16 protein-coding genes are annotated in these 16,227 nt (G+C 71.6%); 7 read left to right on the forward strand and 9 right to left on the reverse strand.

The features are described 5' to 3' along the window. The first annotated feature begins 11 nt into the window (after positions 1 to 11). Positions 12 to 956: an SCP2 sterol-binding domain-containing protein gene (locus BJZ21_RS08780; RefSeq protein ID WP_179663385.1), complete on the forward strand. Its 945-nt coding sequence runs from the start codon at positions 12 to 14 to the stop codon at positions 954 to 956. 3 nt (positions 957 to 959) lie between these two features. On the opposite strand, the gene BJZ21_RS08785 is transcribed toward BJZ21_RS08780, so the two are convergent. The 3 genes from BJZ21_RS08785 to BJZ21_RS08795 form a co-directional block, all read right to left on the reverse strand. Then, positions 960 to 1,979: an acetamidase/formamidase family protein gene (locus BJZ21_RS08785; RefSeq protein ID WP_179663386.1), complete on the reverse strand. Its 1,020-nt coding sequence runs from the start codon at positions 1,977 to 1,979 to the stop codon at positions 960 to 962. A 70-nt stretch (positions 1,980 to 2,049) separates the two neighbouring features. Next, complete coding sequence (locus BJZ21_RS08790) at positions 2,050 to 3,213, reverse strand: phospholipase D-like domain-containing protein (RefSeq protein WP_179665602.1); 1,164 nt, start codon at positions 3,211 to 3,213, stop codon at positions 2,050 to 2,052. A gap of 136 nt (positions 3,214 to 3,349) precedes the next feature. Next, positions 3,350 to 4,018, reverse strand: a complete 669-nt coding sequence (locus BJZ21_RS08795) for a DUF805 domain-containing protein (RefSeq protein WP_179663387.1) — start codon at positions 4,016 to 4,018, stop codon at positions 3,350 to 3,352. Positions 4,019 to 4,219: 201 nt separating this feature from the next. Between BJZ21_RS08795 and BJZ21_RS08800 the strand changes: the two genes are divergently transcribed. Genes BJZ21_RS08800 through BJZ21_RS08810 form a run of 3 tightly spaced genes read left to right on the forward strand, consistent with a single transcriptional unit; the run spans position 4,220 to position 8,144 of the window. Next, the gene (locus BJZ21_RS08800) at positions 4,220 to 4,702 is read left to right on the forward strand and encodes an SRPBCC family protein (protein ID WP_179663388.1); all 483 of its coding nucleotides are present in this window, start codon (positions 4,220 to 4,222) and stop codon (positions 4,700 to 4,702) included. A 32-nt stretch (positions 4,703 to 4,734) separates the two neighbouring features. Further along, a complete protein-coding gene (uvrB, locus tag BJZ21_RS08805) occupies positions 4,735 to 6,861 on the forward strand; it encodes an excinuclease ABC subunit UvrB (RefSeq protein WP_179663389.1) in 2,127 nt (708 codons plus the stop codon). Then, positions 6,858 to 8,144 carry an MFS transporter gene (locus BJZ21_RS08810; protein WP_179663390.1) on the forward strand — a complete coding sequence of 429 codons (1,287 nt, stop codon included), beginning with the start codon at positions 6,858 to 6,860 and terminating at the stop codon, positions 8,142 to 8,144. The genes uvrB and BJZ21_RS08810 overlap by 4 nt, the downstream gene beginning before the upstream one ends. Before the next feature lie 15 nt (positions 8,145 to 8,159). Here the strand turns inward: BJZ21_RS08810 and BJZ21_RS08815 are convergent, their stop codons facing one another. The 4 genes from BJZ21_RS08815 to BJZ21_RS08830 are packed head-to-tail and all read right to left on the reverse strand — an operon-like array spanning position 8,160 to position 12,139. Next, positions 8,160 to 8,615 (reverse strand): ATP-binding protein, encoded by a 456-nt coding sequence (locus tag BJZ21_RS08815; RefSeq protein ID WP_179663391.1) that lies wholly within the window; start codon positions 8,613 to 8,615, stop codon positions 8,160 to 8,162. Further along, positions 8,608 to 8,943, reverse strand: a complete 336-nt coding sequence (locus BJZ21_RS08820; RefSeq protein WP_179663392.1) for an STAS domain-containing protein — start codon at positions 8,941 to 8,943, stop codon at positions 8,608 to 8,610. Before BJZ21_RS08820 ends, BJZ21_RS08815 begins: the two co-directional genes overlap by 8 nt. Continuing rightward, positions 8,940 to 10,937 (reverse strand): glycosyltransferase family 2 protein, encoded by a 1,998-nt coding sequence (locus tag BJZ21_RS08825; RefSeq protein ID WP_179663393.1) that lies wholly within the window; start codon positions 10,935 to 10,937, stop codon positions 8,940 to 8,942. The genes BJZ21_RS08820 and BJZ21_RS08825 overlap by 4 nt, the downstream gene beginning before the upstream one ends. Further along, a complete protein-coding gene (locus BJZ21_RS08830) occupies positions 10,934 to 12,139 on the reverse strand; it encodes a PP2C family protein-serine/threonine phosphatase (protein ID WP_179663394.1) in 1,206 nt (401 codons plus the stop codon). The genes BJZ21_RS08825 and BJZ21_RS08830 overlap by 4 nt, the downstream gene beginning before the upstream one ends. Positions 12,140 to 12,235: 96 nt before the next feature. Between BJZ21_RS08830 and BJZ21_RS08835 the strand changes: the two genes are divergently transcribed. Continuing rightward, positions 12,236 to 12,958 carry a response regulator transcription factor gene (locus tag BJZ21_RS08835; protein WP_179663395.1) on the forward strand — a complete coding sequence of 241 codons (723 nt, stop codon included), beginning with the start codon at positions 12,236 to 12,238 and terminating at the stop codon, positions 12,956 to 12,958. Between the two features lie 34 nt (positions 12,959 to 12,992). Here the strand turns inward: BJZ21_RS08835 and BJZ21_RS08840 are convergent, their stop codons facing one another. Next, positions 12,993 to 13,667: an ion channel gene (locus tag BJZ21_RS08840; protein ID WP_179663396.1), complete on the reverse strand. Its 675-nt coding sequence runs from the start codon at positions 13,665 to 13,667 to the stop codon at positions 12,993 to 12,995. After that, positions 13,668 to 14,216: a DUF1707 SHOCT-like domain-containing protein gene (locus BJZ21_RS08845; RefSeq protein WP_343052054.1), complete on the reverse strand. Its 549-nt coding sequence runs from the start codon at positions 14,214 to 14,216 to the stop codon at positions 13,668 to 13,670. Between the two features lie 56 nt (positions 14,217 to 14,272). Here BJZ21_RS08845 and BJZ21_RS08850 point away from each other — a divergent pair, with 56 nt between their 5' ends. Together BJZ21_RS08850 and BJZ21_RS08855 are read left to right on the forward strand one after the other, a co-directional pair. Next, on the forward strand, positions 14,273 to 14,638 hold the full coding sequence (locus BJZ21_RS08850) for an MmcQ/YjbR family DNA-binding protein (RefSeq protein WP_343052055.1): 366 nt from the start codon (positions 14,273 to 14,275) through the stop codon (positions 14,636 to 14,638). A 32-nt stretch (positions 14,639 to 14,670) separates the two neighbouring features. Continuing rightward, entirely contained in the window at positions 14,671 to 15,639 is a 969-nt protein-coding gene (locus BJZ21_RS08855) for an NAD(P)/FAD-dependent oxidoreductase (protein ID WP_343052056.1), read from the forward strand. Positions 15,640 to 16,227: the final 588 nt, after the last annotated feature.

Consider the following 16,227-nt stretch of genomic DNA (forward strand, 5'->3'; position numbering starts at 1 on the left):
ACGGTGTCGCTATGACGACCGGGCTCGAGCACCTGCGCACCGCGAGCCACACCGAGGCGACCGCGTTCTTCGCCGACATCGACCCCGAGGCGCTGGTCGCCGAGGTCCGCCGGACCGGGGACGAGGAGCTGCTGGCACTGATCGCGCGCGAGGAGGTCCGCCCCGCCGCGGTCGAGGGCATCCTGGCCCGCCTCCACGAGTACGCCGTGGCCGAGCGGCTGGCCGACCTGCGCGGCGTCGTCCGGTTCGACCTGGAACGACGCGGCACCCTGCTCGAGAGGCACGGTCTGGTCTTCGAGGCGGGCACCATGGTGCTGCGCCGCGGCCTGTCGGCCACCGAGCCGACCGACGTGGTGTTGCGCACCAGCGTGCTGCGGTTCGTGCGGATCGTCAGCGGCCAGCTCAACGCCGGCCTGGAGTACCTCCGGGGCAAGCTCGACATCGACGGCGACGCCCTGCTGGCGCTCGCGGTCGGCGGCATCTTCCGGGTGCCCGGCACCGGCGAGATCGCCGTCGACCCGACCACGCTGGACCCGGTCGAGGTCGCGACCGTGCTCGGCGAGGTGCGCGGCGAGCACCTGAAGAAGGTGATGGCCTCCGGTTTCCGTCCGATCGTGCTCGGCGAGATCTTCCGGCGGTTGCCGGACTTCGTGGACGAGCGCAGGGCCGCGAAGGCCGACCTCACCATCGGGTTCCGGCTGCTGGGCAACCCCACCGGCGAGGTCGAGCGCTACGTCGTGCGGGTCCGCGGCGGCGTCGCCACCGTCTCGGCCGGCGACGCGGGGGAGGAGCGGGACGCGACCGTCACCTGCGAGGGCCACGACTACCTCCGGCTGGCCACCGGCCACCTGAACCCGGTCACCGGGGTGCTCAAGGGCCAGCTCAAGGTGCGTGGCGACAAGGCGAAGGCGCTGGCGCTCAGCTCGGTGATCGACATCCCGAAGCCGGCCCGCTGAGGCTCAACGGCTGCGCAGGTACTCCTCCGCGACGCCGCGCAGGCGGTCGTGCAGCCCGTCGTACGCCGTCCGGCCGTCCAGCAGCGACTTCGGCAGCTTGCCCAGCATCGTGTAGTTGGTGTCCACGACGTTGCCCGCCGGCGCCAGCCCGGCCTGGCTGACCAGCTGGTAGGCGTCGAGCGCCTCGAGGTCGAACAGGTCCGCGGTCCACGTCACGAGGTCGTGCTGGCTCATCCGGAACGCGTCCTCCAGCGGGCGGGCCGACCCGGTGGTCATCAGGTGGGTGTCGCTCTCCAGCCGCGGCGAGGCGGGAGCGAGACCCTTGACCAGGTCGATGACGACCACGGTCTCCATCGCCGCCTCGACGGCCGTGCCGCACACCTCGCCCTCGCCCTGGCGGGCGTGCCCGTCGCCGATCGAGAGCATCGCCCCCGGCACGTTGACCGGGAAGTACGCCGTGGTGCCGGCCCGCATCTCCGGGGTGTCCATGTTCCCACCGTGAGCGGCGGGGGTGATGCTCATCATCACCTCGCCTGCGGCCGGGGCGACACCGACCGTGCCGTGCATCGGGTCCAGCGGGAGCTCCACGGTGAGGTCCGACCTGCGGGCGCTGAACCGGCACACGCCGGCCGCGACGTCGACGTCGTACATCCACACCCGCTCCTCGAGGGCCGGGTGCAGCATGGCCGTGGTGTGGGTGGCGGTCAGCGCCCCGAACAGCGGGAAGGTCGCGGAGACCGCCCAGTCGCGGGCCGGCCGGATGTCCACGAAGTGCACCGCCAGCGTGTCGCCGGGCTCGGCGCCCTCGACGGCGATCGGACCGGTGACCGGGTTGAGGAACGGGAACGTGCACACCGCGCTGGGCAGGTCGTCGACGCCGCGCACGAGGCCGCCGAAGCAGTCCTCGGTCGTGAGCTCGACGAGGTTGCCGGGCCGTACGGTCAGCAGCGGCTCGCGGCCTCCGAACGCGTAGGCGTACTGCTCCGGGGTCGGGTGGAGCCGGACGACGTCGGGGATGCTCATGGGTTCTCCAGCTCGGTGTGGTCGATGACGGACGGGTCGGGCTTGCGGCCGCGGCCGCGGCGAAGTGCGCTCACAGCAGCGGGCGCAGCGGGCCGAGCACGAACTCGGTGAACTTGCGGTGCAGGTCGCGCGCCTCCCACTCGCCGCTGGTGAGCTCCAGGCTGTTGGCCTGGTCGGTGGCGAAGATCTCCTCCAGGGCCGCGGCCACGTCCGGGGCGATGAGCTCGACGTTGATCTCGTAGTTGCCGGTGAGGCTGAGCCGGTCGATGTTGGCGGTGCCGACCGTCACCCAGGTGCCGTCGATGGTCGAGGTCTTGGCGTGCACCATCGCGTCCTTGTAGCGGAAGATCCGCACCCCGGCGTCGAGGAGCTGGCTGAAGTAGCCGCGCGAGATCCAGTCGGCCACGATGTGGTTGGACTTCAGCGGCACCAGCAGGCGGACGTCGACCCCGCGCCGCGCCGCGGCCTTCATCGCGTCGACGAAGTCCTGGTCGGGGATGAAGTAGGCGTGGGTCATCCAGAGCTTGTGGCTCGCCCGGTTGATCGCCTCGAGGTACATCGACCGGATCGGGAACATCCACAAGCGCGGCACGTTGCGGTGGAACCGGACCCGCGGCTCCCAGGTGGAGGAGGTCTCCAGCAGCAGCGGGCGCCGGTCGGCCCCGACGAACCGCCGCCGGTTGAGGTTCCAGAAGTCCACGAAGGCGCGGGTGAGGTCCCACACCGCCGGTCCGGTGATGCGCAGGTGCGTGTCGCGCCACTCGGTCTCGTAGGCCGACCCGATGTTGTAGCCGCCGACGAAGCCCACCTCGTCGTCCACCACCAGGATCTTGCGGTGGTCGCGGCCGTAGCGCCGCAGGTCGAAGGGGCGCCAGCCGGCGGCGTACACGGGGTAGCGCAGCACCTTCATGGTCGGCGGGAAGCGCAGGAACCGGGGCGAGACCACCAGGTTGGCGAAGCCGTCGTAGATGCAGTGGACCTCGACGCCGCGCGCCGCCGCGTCGGCGAGCGCCCGCTTGAAGCGCTCCCCGATCTCGTCGGCCTTCCAGATGTAGGTCTCGAACAGGATCCGCATCTGCGCGCCCTCGATCGCGGCGAGCATGTCGGCGTAGAGGTCGCGGCCGAAGGTGTAGGTCGTGACCGTCCCGTCGCCGATGGACACCGTGCGGGGGGCGGTCACCGGGAACCGGCCCGGTTTCTTGCCGCGGCGCCGGTAGGAGTCCACCAGGGACATCCCGATCGCGAGCGCGAGCTGGACGCCCAGCACGCCGAGGAAGGTCAGCCGGCCCCAGCGCACGAGTCGTTGCGCGACGGGTGTGGCACGTGAGGTCACGCCGACAATCTAGTCAGTCCGGCGAGGGGATCGGTCCTCACCGCGGACCGGACCGGTCCCCGTAGTCCGGGGAGCCCCCGCCGTAGGGGTTGCCGTACCCCTGGTAGGGAGCAGGCTGCCCGCTGTTCTGGCCGTACTGGCCGCTGTTCTGGCCGTACTGGCCGTACTGGTCCCCGTAGGGCGCGCCCGGACCGCCGTACGGCGGGTTCCCGCCCTGGCCGTAAGGGTTGGGGCCGTAGGGGTCGGGGCCGAAGCGGTTCGGGCCGGGCGTGCTGGAACGCAGCATCAGCACGAGGCCGACGACCAACGAGACGAGGCCCATCAGCAGGCCCACCAGGAGGAGGGCGACCGCGGCGCCGGTGAGCCGGTTGTTCCCGCCGCCGGCGGCGTCGACGATCACCGCACCGACGCCGGCGAAGATCAGGACCAGCGCGACGATCCCGCACACGATCGGCGCGAGGAGCCACCAGCCCGACAGGTTGCTGTCGTGGAGCCGGCGGACGCCGACCGCGAGCGAGGGCAGCAGCAGCGCGAGGCTGGCCAGCGGGTTGAGCAGGTTGGTGCCGAGGACCCCGTCGAGGATGTTGGCCGCGATCCCCACCAGGACCGAGAACAGGTAGAACCACCAGTACTCCGCCCGGGGCGCGCGGCCCCGGAACGTGGCGTACTGGCGCAGCGCGCTCTCCACAGACCCCCGAAAACCCATCACAACTCCTCATTTGGTGCCGCTCGCGACCACCGCGGGCCGGACCCGGGAACCGTACCGGAGTCCGGCGTCCCCAGAACGGATCACGGATCACCCACCCGGGGGCGCGGGTGGCCGGGACCTTCGCACCTGTCGCAGCACCGCGCCGACGCCGGAGGCTCGTGGACGACGTCCACCCCCGACCCCGACGAGGAGACGCCGATGGCCCACATCCGAGGCACGATCGAGATCGCCCGCCCTGTCGAGACCGTGTTCGACGTGGTCGCCGACCAGACCCAGGAGCCGACCTACAACCCGCAGATGATCCGCTCCGAGAAGGCCACCCCCGGGCCGATCGGCCCCGGCACCCGGTTCCGGGCCGCGGCGCGCTCGGGGACCCACGAGGTGCCGATCTCGGTGGAGCTCGTCGACTACGTGCGGCCCCGGCACCTGGGGATGCTGACCGCGGCCGAGGGCACCTTCGTGGACGGCACCATCGACTTCGACCCCTGCCCGGGCGGCACCCGGATGAGCTGGGAGTGGGACGTGCACCCGCCCCGCGGCACGGGGTTCCTCGGACCGCTCTTCGCCTGGCTGGGCCGGCGCCAGGAGCAGCGGGTCTGGCACGCGCTCAAGGACTACCTCGAGGACCGGGAGCGGCCGGCCCGCGGTCCGCGGCACGCCCGGCGGTTGGCTCGGGAATAAGCCCTGTCGGTGGCGGCGTTTAGGCTCGAGTCATGCGTCCCGTCACCGATCTCGAGCGCCGCGTGGCGCCGTTCCAGGTCGTCTCCGACTACCAGCCCTCCGGTGACCAGCCAGCCGCCATCGCCGAGATCTCCAAGCGGATCAAGGGCGGCGTCGAGGACGTCGTGCTGCTCGGCGCCACCGGTACCGGCAAGACCGCGACGGTCGCCTGGGTGGCCGAGCAGCTCCAGCGCCCGATGCTGGTGCTGCAGCCCAACAAGACGCTCGCGGCCCAGTTCGCCAACGAGCTGCGCCAGCTGTTCCCGGACAACGCGATCGAGTACTTCGTCTCGTACTACGACTACTACCAGCCCGAGGCCTACGTCCCGCAGACCGACACCTACATCGAGAAGGACTCCTCGATCAACGAGGAGGTCGAGCGGCTGCGGCACTCCGCGACCAACTCGCTGCTGACCCGCCGCGACGTGATCGTGGTCAGCACGGTCTCGTGCATCTACGGCCTGGGCACGCCGCAGGAGTACGTCGACCGGATGCTGCGGCTGCGCGTCGGCGAGGAGCACGACCGTGACTCGATCCTGCGCCGGCTGGTCGAGATCCAGTACACCCGCAACGACATGAGCTTCACCCGTGGCACCTTCCGGGTGCGTGGGGACACCCTCGAGATCTTCCCGGTCTACGAGGAGCACGCGGTGCGCATCGAGTTCTTCGGCGACGAGATCGAGCGGCTGATGACGCTGCACGCGGTCACCGGCGAGGTGCTGACCGAGGACGAGGAGCTCTACGTCTTCCCGGCGACCCACTACGTCGCCGGTCCGGAGCGGATGGAGCGGGCGATCCGCGGCATCGAGCTCGAGCTGGACGACCAGCTGGCGAAGTTCGAGCGCGAGGGCAAGCTGCTGGAGGCCCAGCGGCTGCGGATGCGCACGACGTACGACGTCGAGATGATGCGCCAGGTCGGGTCCTGCTCGGGCATCGAGAACTACTCGATGCACATCGACGGCCGCGGCCGCGGCTCGGCGCCCAACTGTCTGCTGGACTACTTCCCGGAGGACTTCGTCCTCGTCGTCGACGAGTCGCACGTCGCGGTGCCGCAGATCGGCGGCATGTACGAGGGCGACATGTCCCGCAAGCGCAACCTCGTCGAGCACGGCTTCCGGCTGCCGAGCGCCATGGACAACCGCCCGTTGCGCTGGGAGGAGTTCCTCGACCGGATCGGGCAGACGATCTACCTCTCCGCGACCCCCGGCAACTACGAGCTGGACAAGGTGGGCGGGGACGCCGTCGAGCAGATCATCCGCCCGACCGGCCTGATCGACCCTGAGGTGGTCGTGAAGCCGACCAAGGGCCAGATCGACGACCTCATCCACGAGATCCGCGAGCGCACCGAGAAGAGCGAGCGGGTCCTGGTCACCACGCTGACCAAGAAGATGTCCGAGGACCTCACCGACTACCTTCTCGACGCCGGCATCCGCACCCGCTACCTCCACTCCGAGGTCGACACGCTCAAGCGGATCGAGCTGCTGCGCGACCTCCGGCTCGGGGAGTACGACGTGCTCGTGGGCATCAACCTGCTGCGGGAGGGCCTGGACCTCCCCGAGGTGTCGCTGGTGGCGATCCTCGACGCCGACAAGGAGGGCTTCCTGCGCTCCGACAAGTCGCTGATCCAGACGATCGGTCGCGCCGCCCGCAACGTGTCCGGACAGGTGCACATGTACGCCGACCGGATCACGCCCTCGATGGAGTCGGCGATCGACGAGACCAACCGGCGGCGCGCCAAGCAGGTCGCCTACAACAAGGCCCACGGCGTCGACCCGCAGCCGCTGCGCAAGAAGATCGCCGACATCACCGAGATGCTGGCGCGCGAGGACGAGAACACCCAGGCCCTGTTGCAGACGTGGGCCGGCACCGAGGCCAAGGGCCGCGCCGGCGGGGTCAAGGCCAAGCAGCCCGTGCCCGGGTTGTCCAAGGAGGCCGCGGGCAAGCACGCCGAGGGCCTGGCCGGCATGCCCAGCTCCGAGCTGGCGCAGCTGATCCAGGAGCTCACCGACCAGATGAAGGGTGCGGCGGCCGAGCTGCAGTTCGAGGTCGCGGCGCGGCTGCGTGACGAGATCTCCGATCTGAAGAAGGAGCTCCGTCAGATGATGGAAGCCACCAGGTGACCCCGGCGACCACCACCTCTCGGGCCTGGGCGGTCTGGGTCACCGGACTGCTGGTCTACTTCCTGGCCGTCTTCCACCGCTCCTCACTCGCGGTCGCCGGGCTGGCCGCGACCGACCGCTTCGACATCTCCGCCTCCCAGCTGGCGACGTTCACGATGCTGCAGCTGCTGGTCTACGCCGGGATGCAGATCCCGGTCGGGCTGCTGGTCGACCGGTTCGGGTCCCGCAGCGTCCTGCTGGCGGGCACCCTGCTGCTGACCGCCGCCCAGTCCGGCTTCGCCGTCGCCGACTCCTACGGGCTGGCGCTGGTGGCGCGGGTCTTCGTCGGGATGGGCGACGCGATGACCTTCATCTGCGTGCTGCGGCTGGTCACCACCTGGTTCCCGGTGCGCCGGATCCCCCTCGTCACCCAGCTGACGGGCATGCTCGGCCAGCTGGGCGCGGTGATGGCGGCGATCCCCATGACCTGGGCGCTCGGCCACCTCGGCTGGACCGAGGCCTACCTGCTCGCCGCCTCGCTCGGCATCGTGCTGGCCGTCGCGCTGCTGCTGGTCCTGCACGACAGCCCCGAGTCCCGTCACCTGCGCGGGCCCCGGCTCTCGCTGGCGGCGGTCCGGGTGAGCCTGGCCGCCTCCTGGGCCCATCCCGGCACCCGGCTGGGCTTCTGGATCCACTTCTCCTCGCAGTTCAGCCTCACGGCGCTCAGCCTGCTGTGGGGCTACCCGTTCTTCGTCCGCGGGGAGGGGCTGAGCCCGACCGCGGCCGGCACCCTGCTCACCGTGCTGATCGTGGCCGTGATGCTCGCCGGCCCGACGCTGGGCTGGCTTGTCGGCAGCTACCCGTGGCACCGCTCCTCGATGGCGGTGGCCATCGTCGCCACGATCGCGGCCGTGTGGACCGTGGTGCTGGCCTGGCCGGGCACGGCGCCGATGTGGTTGCTGGTGGTGCTCGCGCTGGTCGTCGGCGTCGGTGGACCCACCTCGATGATCGGCTTCGACGTGGGCCGCACGTCCAACCCCGGGGCCCGGATGGCCAGCGCCAGCGGCATCATCAACCAGGGCGGGTTCCTCGCCAGCCTGGTGCTGGTCGTGGCGATCGGCGTGATCCTGGACTGGCGGACGCCCGGCACCAGCACGGCGTACACGCCCTCGGCGTTCCGCTGGGCGATGAGCTCGCAGTACGTCCTCTGGGCGCTGGGCCTGACCCAGATCCTGCGCTACCGGCGCCAGGCGCGCCGGGTGGTCGACCGCGACGAGCTCTACGCGGCCAGGCTGGTGTCGTAGCCGACCCGGCGATGCTCAGCGGGGCCGGCCCCGCAGGCACAGCAGCCGCCAGTGGTTGCGCCCGTCGTTTCGGGAGTAGGCGAGGTCGTCGAGGGCGGCGGCGGCCAGCGCGAGGCCTCGCCCGGACTCGGCGTGCTCGTCGGGCATCGCGACCCTGCTCAGGTCGAGCTCCATCGGCAGCCCGTTGTCGGCGAACGCCGCCTGCAGCGCCTCCGGGGTCACGGCCAGGCACACCGTGAACCGGCGCTGCCCGTCGCCGGCCGGCTGGTCGAGGCGGTACGCGTGCTCGACGATGTTGGCGAGCACCTCCACGACCGCCATCTCGAAGCGGATCCGGTCCGCGTCCTCGACGTCGGGATGTCGCAGCCACACCTGCTCCAGCAGTCCGTGCAGCAGGTCGATGATCGCCGGATCGGCCGGAGCGGACAGCTCGATCCGGCCCGGCAGCTCCGGCAGGGACGGCTCAGTCATCGAACGCGGCCTCCACCGACTCGCGGGGGCGCAGCACCCGGTCGAGGTTGGTCAGCTCCAGCACGGTCGTCACCGGCGCCGTCGGCCGGGCGATGCGCAGGTCACCGCCCGCCTGCCGGGCCGACTTGAGCCCGGCGATGAGCGCGCCGAGGCCGGAGGAGTCCAGGAACGTCGTCTCGCCCATGTCGACGACGATGCGGGTGCTGCCGTCCGACACCAGGTCGGCGATGATGTCCCGCAGCCGCTTGGCCGAGACCATGTTGAGCCGGCCCCGGGGGGACACCACCGCGACGTCGCGGCTGTGGGTGTCGACGTCGAACTCGATCATCGTGCTCCTTCGTGGGTGGGGGTGCGGTGAGGCGGCTCGAAGCCGTCGTACCGGACGGCCGGGATGATGACGCCCAGGACGGCCAGGTCGAACACGACCCAGCAGAGGTTGACCAGCGTGCCCAGCGGGTGGGCGGCGCCCACGGCGACGCGCACGACCCCGACGACCGCGGCCACGAGGAGCAGCCCCATGGTCCACAGCTGGGGCCGGACCAGGTGCCAGGGTCGGGTGCCGGCCCCGCTGCGCGTCTTGGGGGTGACCGCGAAGTCGAGGCTGCGGCCGAACCACACGTTGCCCACCGCGGAGGTCACCGACCGGATCCAGGTGGGGAACAGGGCCAGGGAGTACTGCTGCCCGCGCCAGGTGGGCCGGCCGTTCGCCACCAGGAGGAACAGCAGCTGGTTGACGACCAGGAACGGCACCAGGCGGACGAAGAACTGCAGGCTGAACGACTGCACCGGGAGCACCCCCGAGACCAGGTAGATGACCGGGGCGGCGAAGTAGACGATCGCCGCGAAGCCCGAGAGGTAGCTCCACATCGTCGCGAAGTACATCAGCCGCTGGGGGAGCGAGAGGCCGCGCTGGACCAGCGGGTTCTCCCGCAGCATCACCTGCACGGTGCCCTGGGCCCAGCGGAGCCGCTGGGTGAGCATGGTCGCGACGTCCTCCGGCGCGAGCCCCCGGGCCAGGATCTCGTCGTGGTAGACCGTGCGCCAGCCCAGGGCGTGCAGCCGCATGCAGGTCGCCATGTCCTCGGTCACCGAGATGGTGGCCAGAGGCATCAGCGGCTGGGCCTCGCCCGCCCGGTCGACGTCCACGGCGCGGACCAGCGCCTCGACGCTCTCGATCGCCCCCAGCGGCGACCACTGCCGGTGGCCGAGCTGGTCGAGCAGGGTGTCGTCCACCACGGCCAGCCCGCCGTCGCCGCCGCTGGCCCGCTCGAGCTCGTGGATGGCCTCGAGGTCGGCGCGCATCGACTCGACGTCGGCCGAGACCAGCCCCGCACGGATCGCGTCGACGCGCTGCTGGAAGGCGAAGGTCACGTCGAAGAGCGCCGCGCCGCCGCGCAGCTGGCGCCGGGCCGCGTCCAGGGCCTCGCCCACCCCGTCGAGGGCGGCCCGCAGCTGCGCGTCCCCGGTGCCGAGCCGTCGGCGTGCGGAGCGCAGCACCGACCGCGCGGTGCGCAGGGCGCGGTGGACGCCGAGCTCGACCTCGGTGACGTAGCGGGACACCCCGAGCTGCATCAGCGCCTCGCGGCGCAGCACCGCGTTGGAGCCGCAGAAGAACGCCGCGTTCCAGCCGTCCTTGCCCTGCTGGATCGGCCCGTAGAACAGCGGCGCCTGGCTGCCCAGCGGGTCGGTGGCCGGCACGTTCACGAAGTACTGCGGGGTCTGCACCAGCGCCAGCCGCTCGTCGGTGAAGTAGCCGAGGGTCCGGTCCAAGATGCCCGCCGCGGGGACCTGGTCGGCGTCGAGGATCAGCAGGAACTCGCCCTCGAGCGTCATCAGGGCGTTGTTCAGGTTGCCCGCCTTGGCGTGCCGGGGCATGCCCTCCCAGTCCTCGGACCGGGTGATCACGCCGATGCCCTCGGCCTCGGCCGCCGCGCGCAGGTCGGGGCGACCGCCGTCGTCCAGGATCCAGGTGCGGTGCGGGTACCTGATCTCTCGGGCGGCTCGCGCGGTGCTCAGGACCAGGTCGAGCGGCTCGTTGTAGGTGGTGACGAGGACGTCGACGGTGAGGCCCTCGGGCGCCGGCGGTGGCTCGCCCCGCTCCTTCAGGCGCCACATGGCCAGTCCGAAGAGCAGCGAGTCCACGAGGCTGTAGGTCTCGGCGACGACCAACGGGACGGCGATCCACCACGCGTGCCAGTTGACCGAGTCCAGCCAGCGCCACGCCACGTAGTCGGTGCCGAGCACCGCCGTGAGCAGCACCACGAGCCGGATCACCACGAGCCGGGCCGCACTGGTCGTCCGGGCTGCCCGGCGTCCGCTCATCGGGCGGCCCGGTAGACCGCGACGACGGTCACGTCGTCCAGGGCCACCCGGTCCTCGGTGAGCGAGGCGACCACCGCGAGCAGCGCGGTGGCGGTGTCGTGCCCGGCCAGCAGCTCGGCCACCGCGTCCAGCCAGGTGTCGGGGTCGTCGAGCAGGTCGAGCAGCCCGTCGCTGAAGACGATCATCCGGTCGCCCGGACCCAGCTCGGCCTCGTGCTCGGTCCAGTGGTCGTCCGGGAGCACGCCGAGCGGCCGGTCCCGGCCCACCAGCCGTTCGAGGGTGCCGTCGGCGTGCCGCAGCAGGGCCAGTCCCATGCCGGCGTCGACGTACCGGATCAGGCCGTCCTCGAGGTCCACGGCCGCCTCGAAGAGGGTCACGAACGACTCCGCGCGCTCGAGGTCGGGCAGCAGCGACCGGGCCACGTGGGTGATGGTCACGCCCAGATCGGCGCCGGCGGTGACGGCGGCGTGGGTGCCGCGGAGCGCCGCGCGAGCACCGGCGCCGACCAGGGCCGCGCCGGTGCCCTTGCCCATCACGTCGCCCATGCCGACGTGCAACGTGCCGTGCGCGACGCCGTAGTCGTAGAAGTCGCCCCCGACCGCCAGGGCGGGACGGCAGATGCCGGCCACGTGCCAGCCGTCCACCTCGAGGTCGCCGGGCGGCAGCATCGCGGACTGGACGGCGCCGGCCGCCGACATCTCGGCCTCCGAGCGGAGCTCGCGCTCGGCCCAGCTCGCCAGGTCGCCCAGCGCGGTGACCTGGTCGTCGGTGAGGTGGCGGGGTCGGTCGTCGTAGATGCACAGCGTGCCGATGATCGTGCCCGAGCGATCGCGCAGCGGGTGGCCGGCGTAGAAGACGACGCGTCCCTCGCGCACGCCCTCCTTGTCCCGGAACCGGGGGTCGAGCCTGGTGTCGTCGCACACGATGAGCCGGCCCTCGACCACCGTGCGCTCGCACAGGGTGCGGTCCCGGGGGACCGGGCCGCTGGCGAAGCCGTGCTGGCCGGGGAACCAGGCCCGGTCACCGTCGAAGACGGTGATGGCGGCCATCGGCACCCCGAAGATCGTCGTGGCGAGACGGGCGATCCGGTCGAACCGCTCCTGCGGGCCGTCCTCGATCAGCCCCAGCGCCGTGACCGTGCGCTGCCGACGCTCCTCGTCCGCCGATCCGCGGCCGAGGTCGCCCGTGGCTGCCTGCGTCATGTGAGCCTTCCTCCTCGGCCCTCCCGAGACTCCTGTTGCCTGAGGGGGAGTGGGGACAAACCTAGCGAAGGTGGGACCTGATAGAACGGGAACGCCATGCACAAGCACGATGAGGCTCGGGTCCATCGCATCCTCGTGGTCGAGGACGACCCCGACATCCGCGAACTGATCGTCCACGTCCTGGAGGGCGAGGACCGCGAGGTCGCGCCCGCGGCCACGGGGGCGCAGGCCCTCGCCGCGGTCCGCGAGCGCGACCCGGACCTGGTCACGCTCGATCTGACCCTGCCCGACGCCGACGGCGTGGAGGTGTGCCGGGCGATCCGCCAGGACAGCGACGCCTACATCGTGATGATCACCGGCCGCGACGAGCAGGTCGACCGGCTGGCCGGCCTCGACGTCGGCGCGGACGAGTACCTCGTCAAGCCCTTCGACCCGCTGGAGCTGCGCGCGCGGGTCGTGGCGCTGCTGCGTCGACCCCGGCGCGGCATCGTCGGTGAGCCCGCCCCGGCGCCCGCGCCGCATGACCTCGGCGGTGGCCTGCGGCTCGACCGGGCCGGGCGGAGCGTCAGCTACGACGGGGTCGTGGTGCCGCTGAGCCCCACGGAGTACGACGTACTCGCGGTGCTCGCGTCCCGGCAGGGCAGCACCGTCGCGCGGGCCGACCTGGCGGCCGAGGTCTGGGCCGGGGAGTCGATCGACAGCGACTTCGGGGTCGACGTGCACGTGGGCGGGCTGCGCCGCAAGCTGCGCCGCGCCGCGCCCGGGCGGGACTGGGTGCGCACCGTCGGGGGAGACGGCTACCAGCTGCGGGAGCCCTGAGCGCGCGTCGCCCCGGTCCGGGGCACGCTGCCCGTCACCGGGAGGCGCGGGTCACCGTCAGCCCCACCAGGCGGGCGACGACCAGGGCCACGTAGAACACCCCCGCGACCTGTTCGACCATCACGAACGAGCGGGCGTGCGCCAGCACCGGCGTGACGTCGGAGAGGCCCACGCTCGTCAGCGTCGTGAAGGAGAGGAACAGCAGCTCGAACCACGACCTGTTCCCGGAGCCGTCGACGCCCGCGAAGGACCCCGGCCAGACCACCTGGACCGCGGCGTACACGTAGGCGAAGCCCCAGGCGACCACGGTGAACGCGGCGCCGGTGGCGAACAGCTCGTCGCGCGTGACTCGCTGGTCGTGGAAGAGGTAGCGGATCATCCCGTAGGACACGTAGAAGTAGAACGGCGCGTGCAGCAGCGCGTTCACCAGCACCAGCGGGCCGTCCTGGGGATGGGTCGCCTCGAGCACGGTGGTGACCGTGGCCGGGAGTCCGAGCAGCAGTGCGACCCACGACAACGCCGGCGTCCGACGTACCGCCCAGAGGGCGAGCAGCACCACAAGCGTCCCCACCACACCGATGAAGGCCCGCCCGACGGGGGAGCCCTCGAGGAACGGGTAGGCCAGCAGGGCGACCAGCTGGGCGACGAGCAGCAGGGCGGAGGGATGCCGCGCCGCGACCCGTACCCGCTGTCGGACACTCTCGACCACTCAGTCCTCCGGCTGGTCCCGGGACTCGCGCTGCTCGAGCTCGCGGATCTCCTTCTCCTGCTGCTTGAGGAGCTTGCGCTTGTTGTTCTCGACCATGTCACGGCGGTTGACCAGGACGCGCAGCACGTTGAGGAACGTGAAGACGAGGACGAAGCCCGGCCAGAAGAAGCCGGCGCCGGTCAGGGCCCAGATCACCACGCACACCAGGCTCGGCCCGACGAACTCCAGGAACGCCTCACGCCGGTCGGAGCGGTACTTCTCGGCCGCGCGTCGCTCGAGCTCGTCGCGCGGCATCGGCACGAGGCCGGCCGAGGCCGGGCCCGGTTCGGGGACGAGGTCTCGCACCAGCGCCGGCAGCTCCCCGAGGGTGCGGGCGGCATCGGCCGATGCCGACCGGGTGTCCAGCTCCTCGCGGTCCAGCCGGCCGTCGGCGTACGCCTCGGTCAACACCTCCTGCACCACGGCGCGATCGGCGTCGGACGCACGCAGCCCGGCGTTGCCGGGCTGACGAGGATCGTGCCTGAACGACGACCAGACATCTGCTTCCACGTCGGGCATCCTAGGGTCATGGCGCACCGCGCCGAGGACGAGTGAGCGGGGTTCGCGTGGATGTCGCGCTGATGCAGGAACACTGCCTGGCCAAGCCCGGAGCCTGGGCGGACAACCCCTGGGACCACGAGCATCCGGTGATCAAGGTCGGGCCGGAGGGCGCCGCGAAGATCTTCGCGTTCCTCGGCACCGACGGGGTCGGGGTGAAGGCCGGCGCCACCCGTGAGGTCGCCGACGAGTGGCTGCACCGCTATCCCGGCGCCGCGAGCGTGATGGCCTACATCGGCCGCTCCGGCTGGAACGACCTGTCGTTCGGGGGCGAGATCCCGGACGACGAGCTGCTCGAGGCGGTCGACGAGTCCTACCGCCTGGTGGTCGAGAAGCTGCCCCGCAAGCACCGACCGGACGGCTGGGACGCTTGAGCCGGAGCCCGGCACCGGGAAGGATCACGCCTGTGGCGCACCAGACCGACCTCCTCGTGATCGGCGCGGGCCCGACGGGGCTCTTCGCGACCTACTACGCCGGCTTCCGCGGCCTGCGGGTGGCGGTCGTCGACTCGCTGCCCGAGCTCGGCGGCCAGATCACGGCGATGTACCCCGAGAAGCAGATCCTCGACGTGGCCGGCTTCCCCTCCGTCAAGGGACGCGACCTCGTGGAGGGGCTGGTGGCCCAGGCGGCCTCCGCGCACCCGGAGTACTTCCTCGACCGGACCGCGGTCGCGCTCACCCACGACGACCAGGGGGTGACGGTCCGGTTGGACGACGGCGCCGAGGTCCGCGCCGGAGCGGTGCTGATCACGGCCGGTATCGGCAAGTTCAGCCCGCGGCCGCTGCCCGCCGGCGAGGGCTGGCTGGGGCGGGGGCTGGAGTTCTTCGTGCCGTCCTTCGCGCCGTACGCCGGGAAGGACGTCGTCATCGTCGGCGGCGGCGACAGCGCCTTCGACTGGGCGCTCCACCTCGAGCCCATCGCCCGGTCGGTGACGCTCGTGCACCGCCGTGAGGCGTTCCGCGCGCACGCCCGCACCGTCGAGCAGGTCCGCGCGACCCCGGTCCGGATCATCACCAGCGCCGAGGTGACCGAGCTGCGGGGCAACGGCGTCGTCGAGGCGGTCGAGCTGTCGGCCGCGGGGGAGAGCATCACCCTGCCGGCGCAGGCCGTCGTCGCCGCGCTCGGATTCATCGCCGACCTCGGGCCCCTGCAGCAGTGGGGGATCGAGGTCTCCAAGCGGCACGTCTGCGTGGACTCCGCGATGCGCACCAGCCTGCCGCGGGTCTTCGCGGCCGGTGACGTCACCGAGTACGCCGGGAAGGTGCGCCTGATCGCCGTCGGCTTCGGCGAGGCCGCCACCGCTGTCAACAACGCCGCCGTGGCGATCGACCCGCACGCCCACGTCTTCCCCGGCCACTCCAGCGAGGGGACCTGAGGCGGCTGCGGCGAGGGCCGTGGCGGTGATCGCGCCGGGTGGCCGGCTGGTCATCGTCGGCTGCTACGGCGACGATCCACCCGCCTGTTCGGGACAAGTCAGGCGGTCGCAGCGGACGCCGTTCGTGTCCCTTGATGGGTGCGCGTCAGGCGGCGCTTCGCACTATCGTCTTGTCATGACTCGCATCCTGTGCCTGGTTGGTGCAGTCGCCGCCGGTCTCTGCGCCGCGATCCTGCTCGCGTCAGGGCCAACCGTGCACTACAACGGGAAGACAGCCACGTGCCCGGGGATCATCGCCACTAGCGAGGGCGGGGTCGGCATCAGCTCAGATTACGGCCACGGATACACGCGTGCCTGCGAGGACAAGCAGCACGAGTGGTCGGTGCTCGCGGGCTTGGCTGCGTTCGTTGCTTTGGGCGCGGGGTCGGTGGCTCAGTTCAGTGGGCGGGATCGAGGCGCTCCTACCGTGACGTCGCTCGCTCGTCAGTAGCCGGCGTAGGAACGGGAAGGGCACGACCTCTCGCGTTCGGAACCACTTGGATCTTGTGTGGGTTATCTCGCCTGGTTTCGCGATCTGCGAGCTACCGG

The organism is Nocardioides panaciterrulae (assembly GCF_013409645.1).
Classification (GTDB): domain Bacteria; phylum Actinomycetota; class Actinomycetes; order Propionibacteriales; family Nocardioidaceae; genus Nocardioides; species Nocardioides panaciterrulae.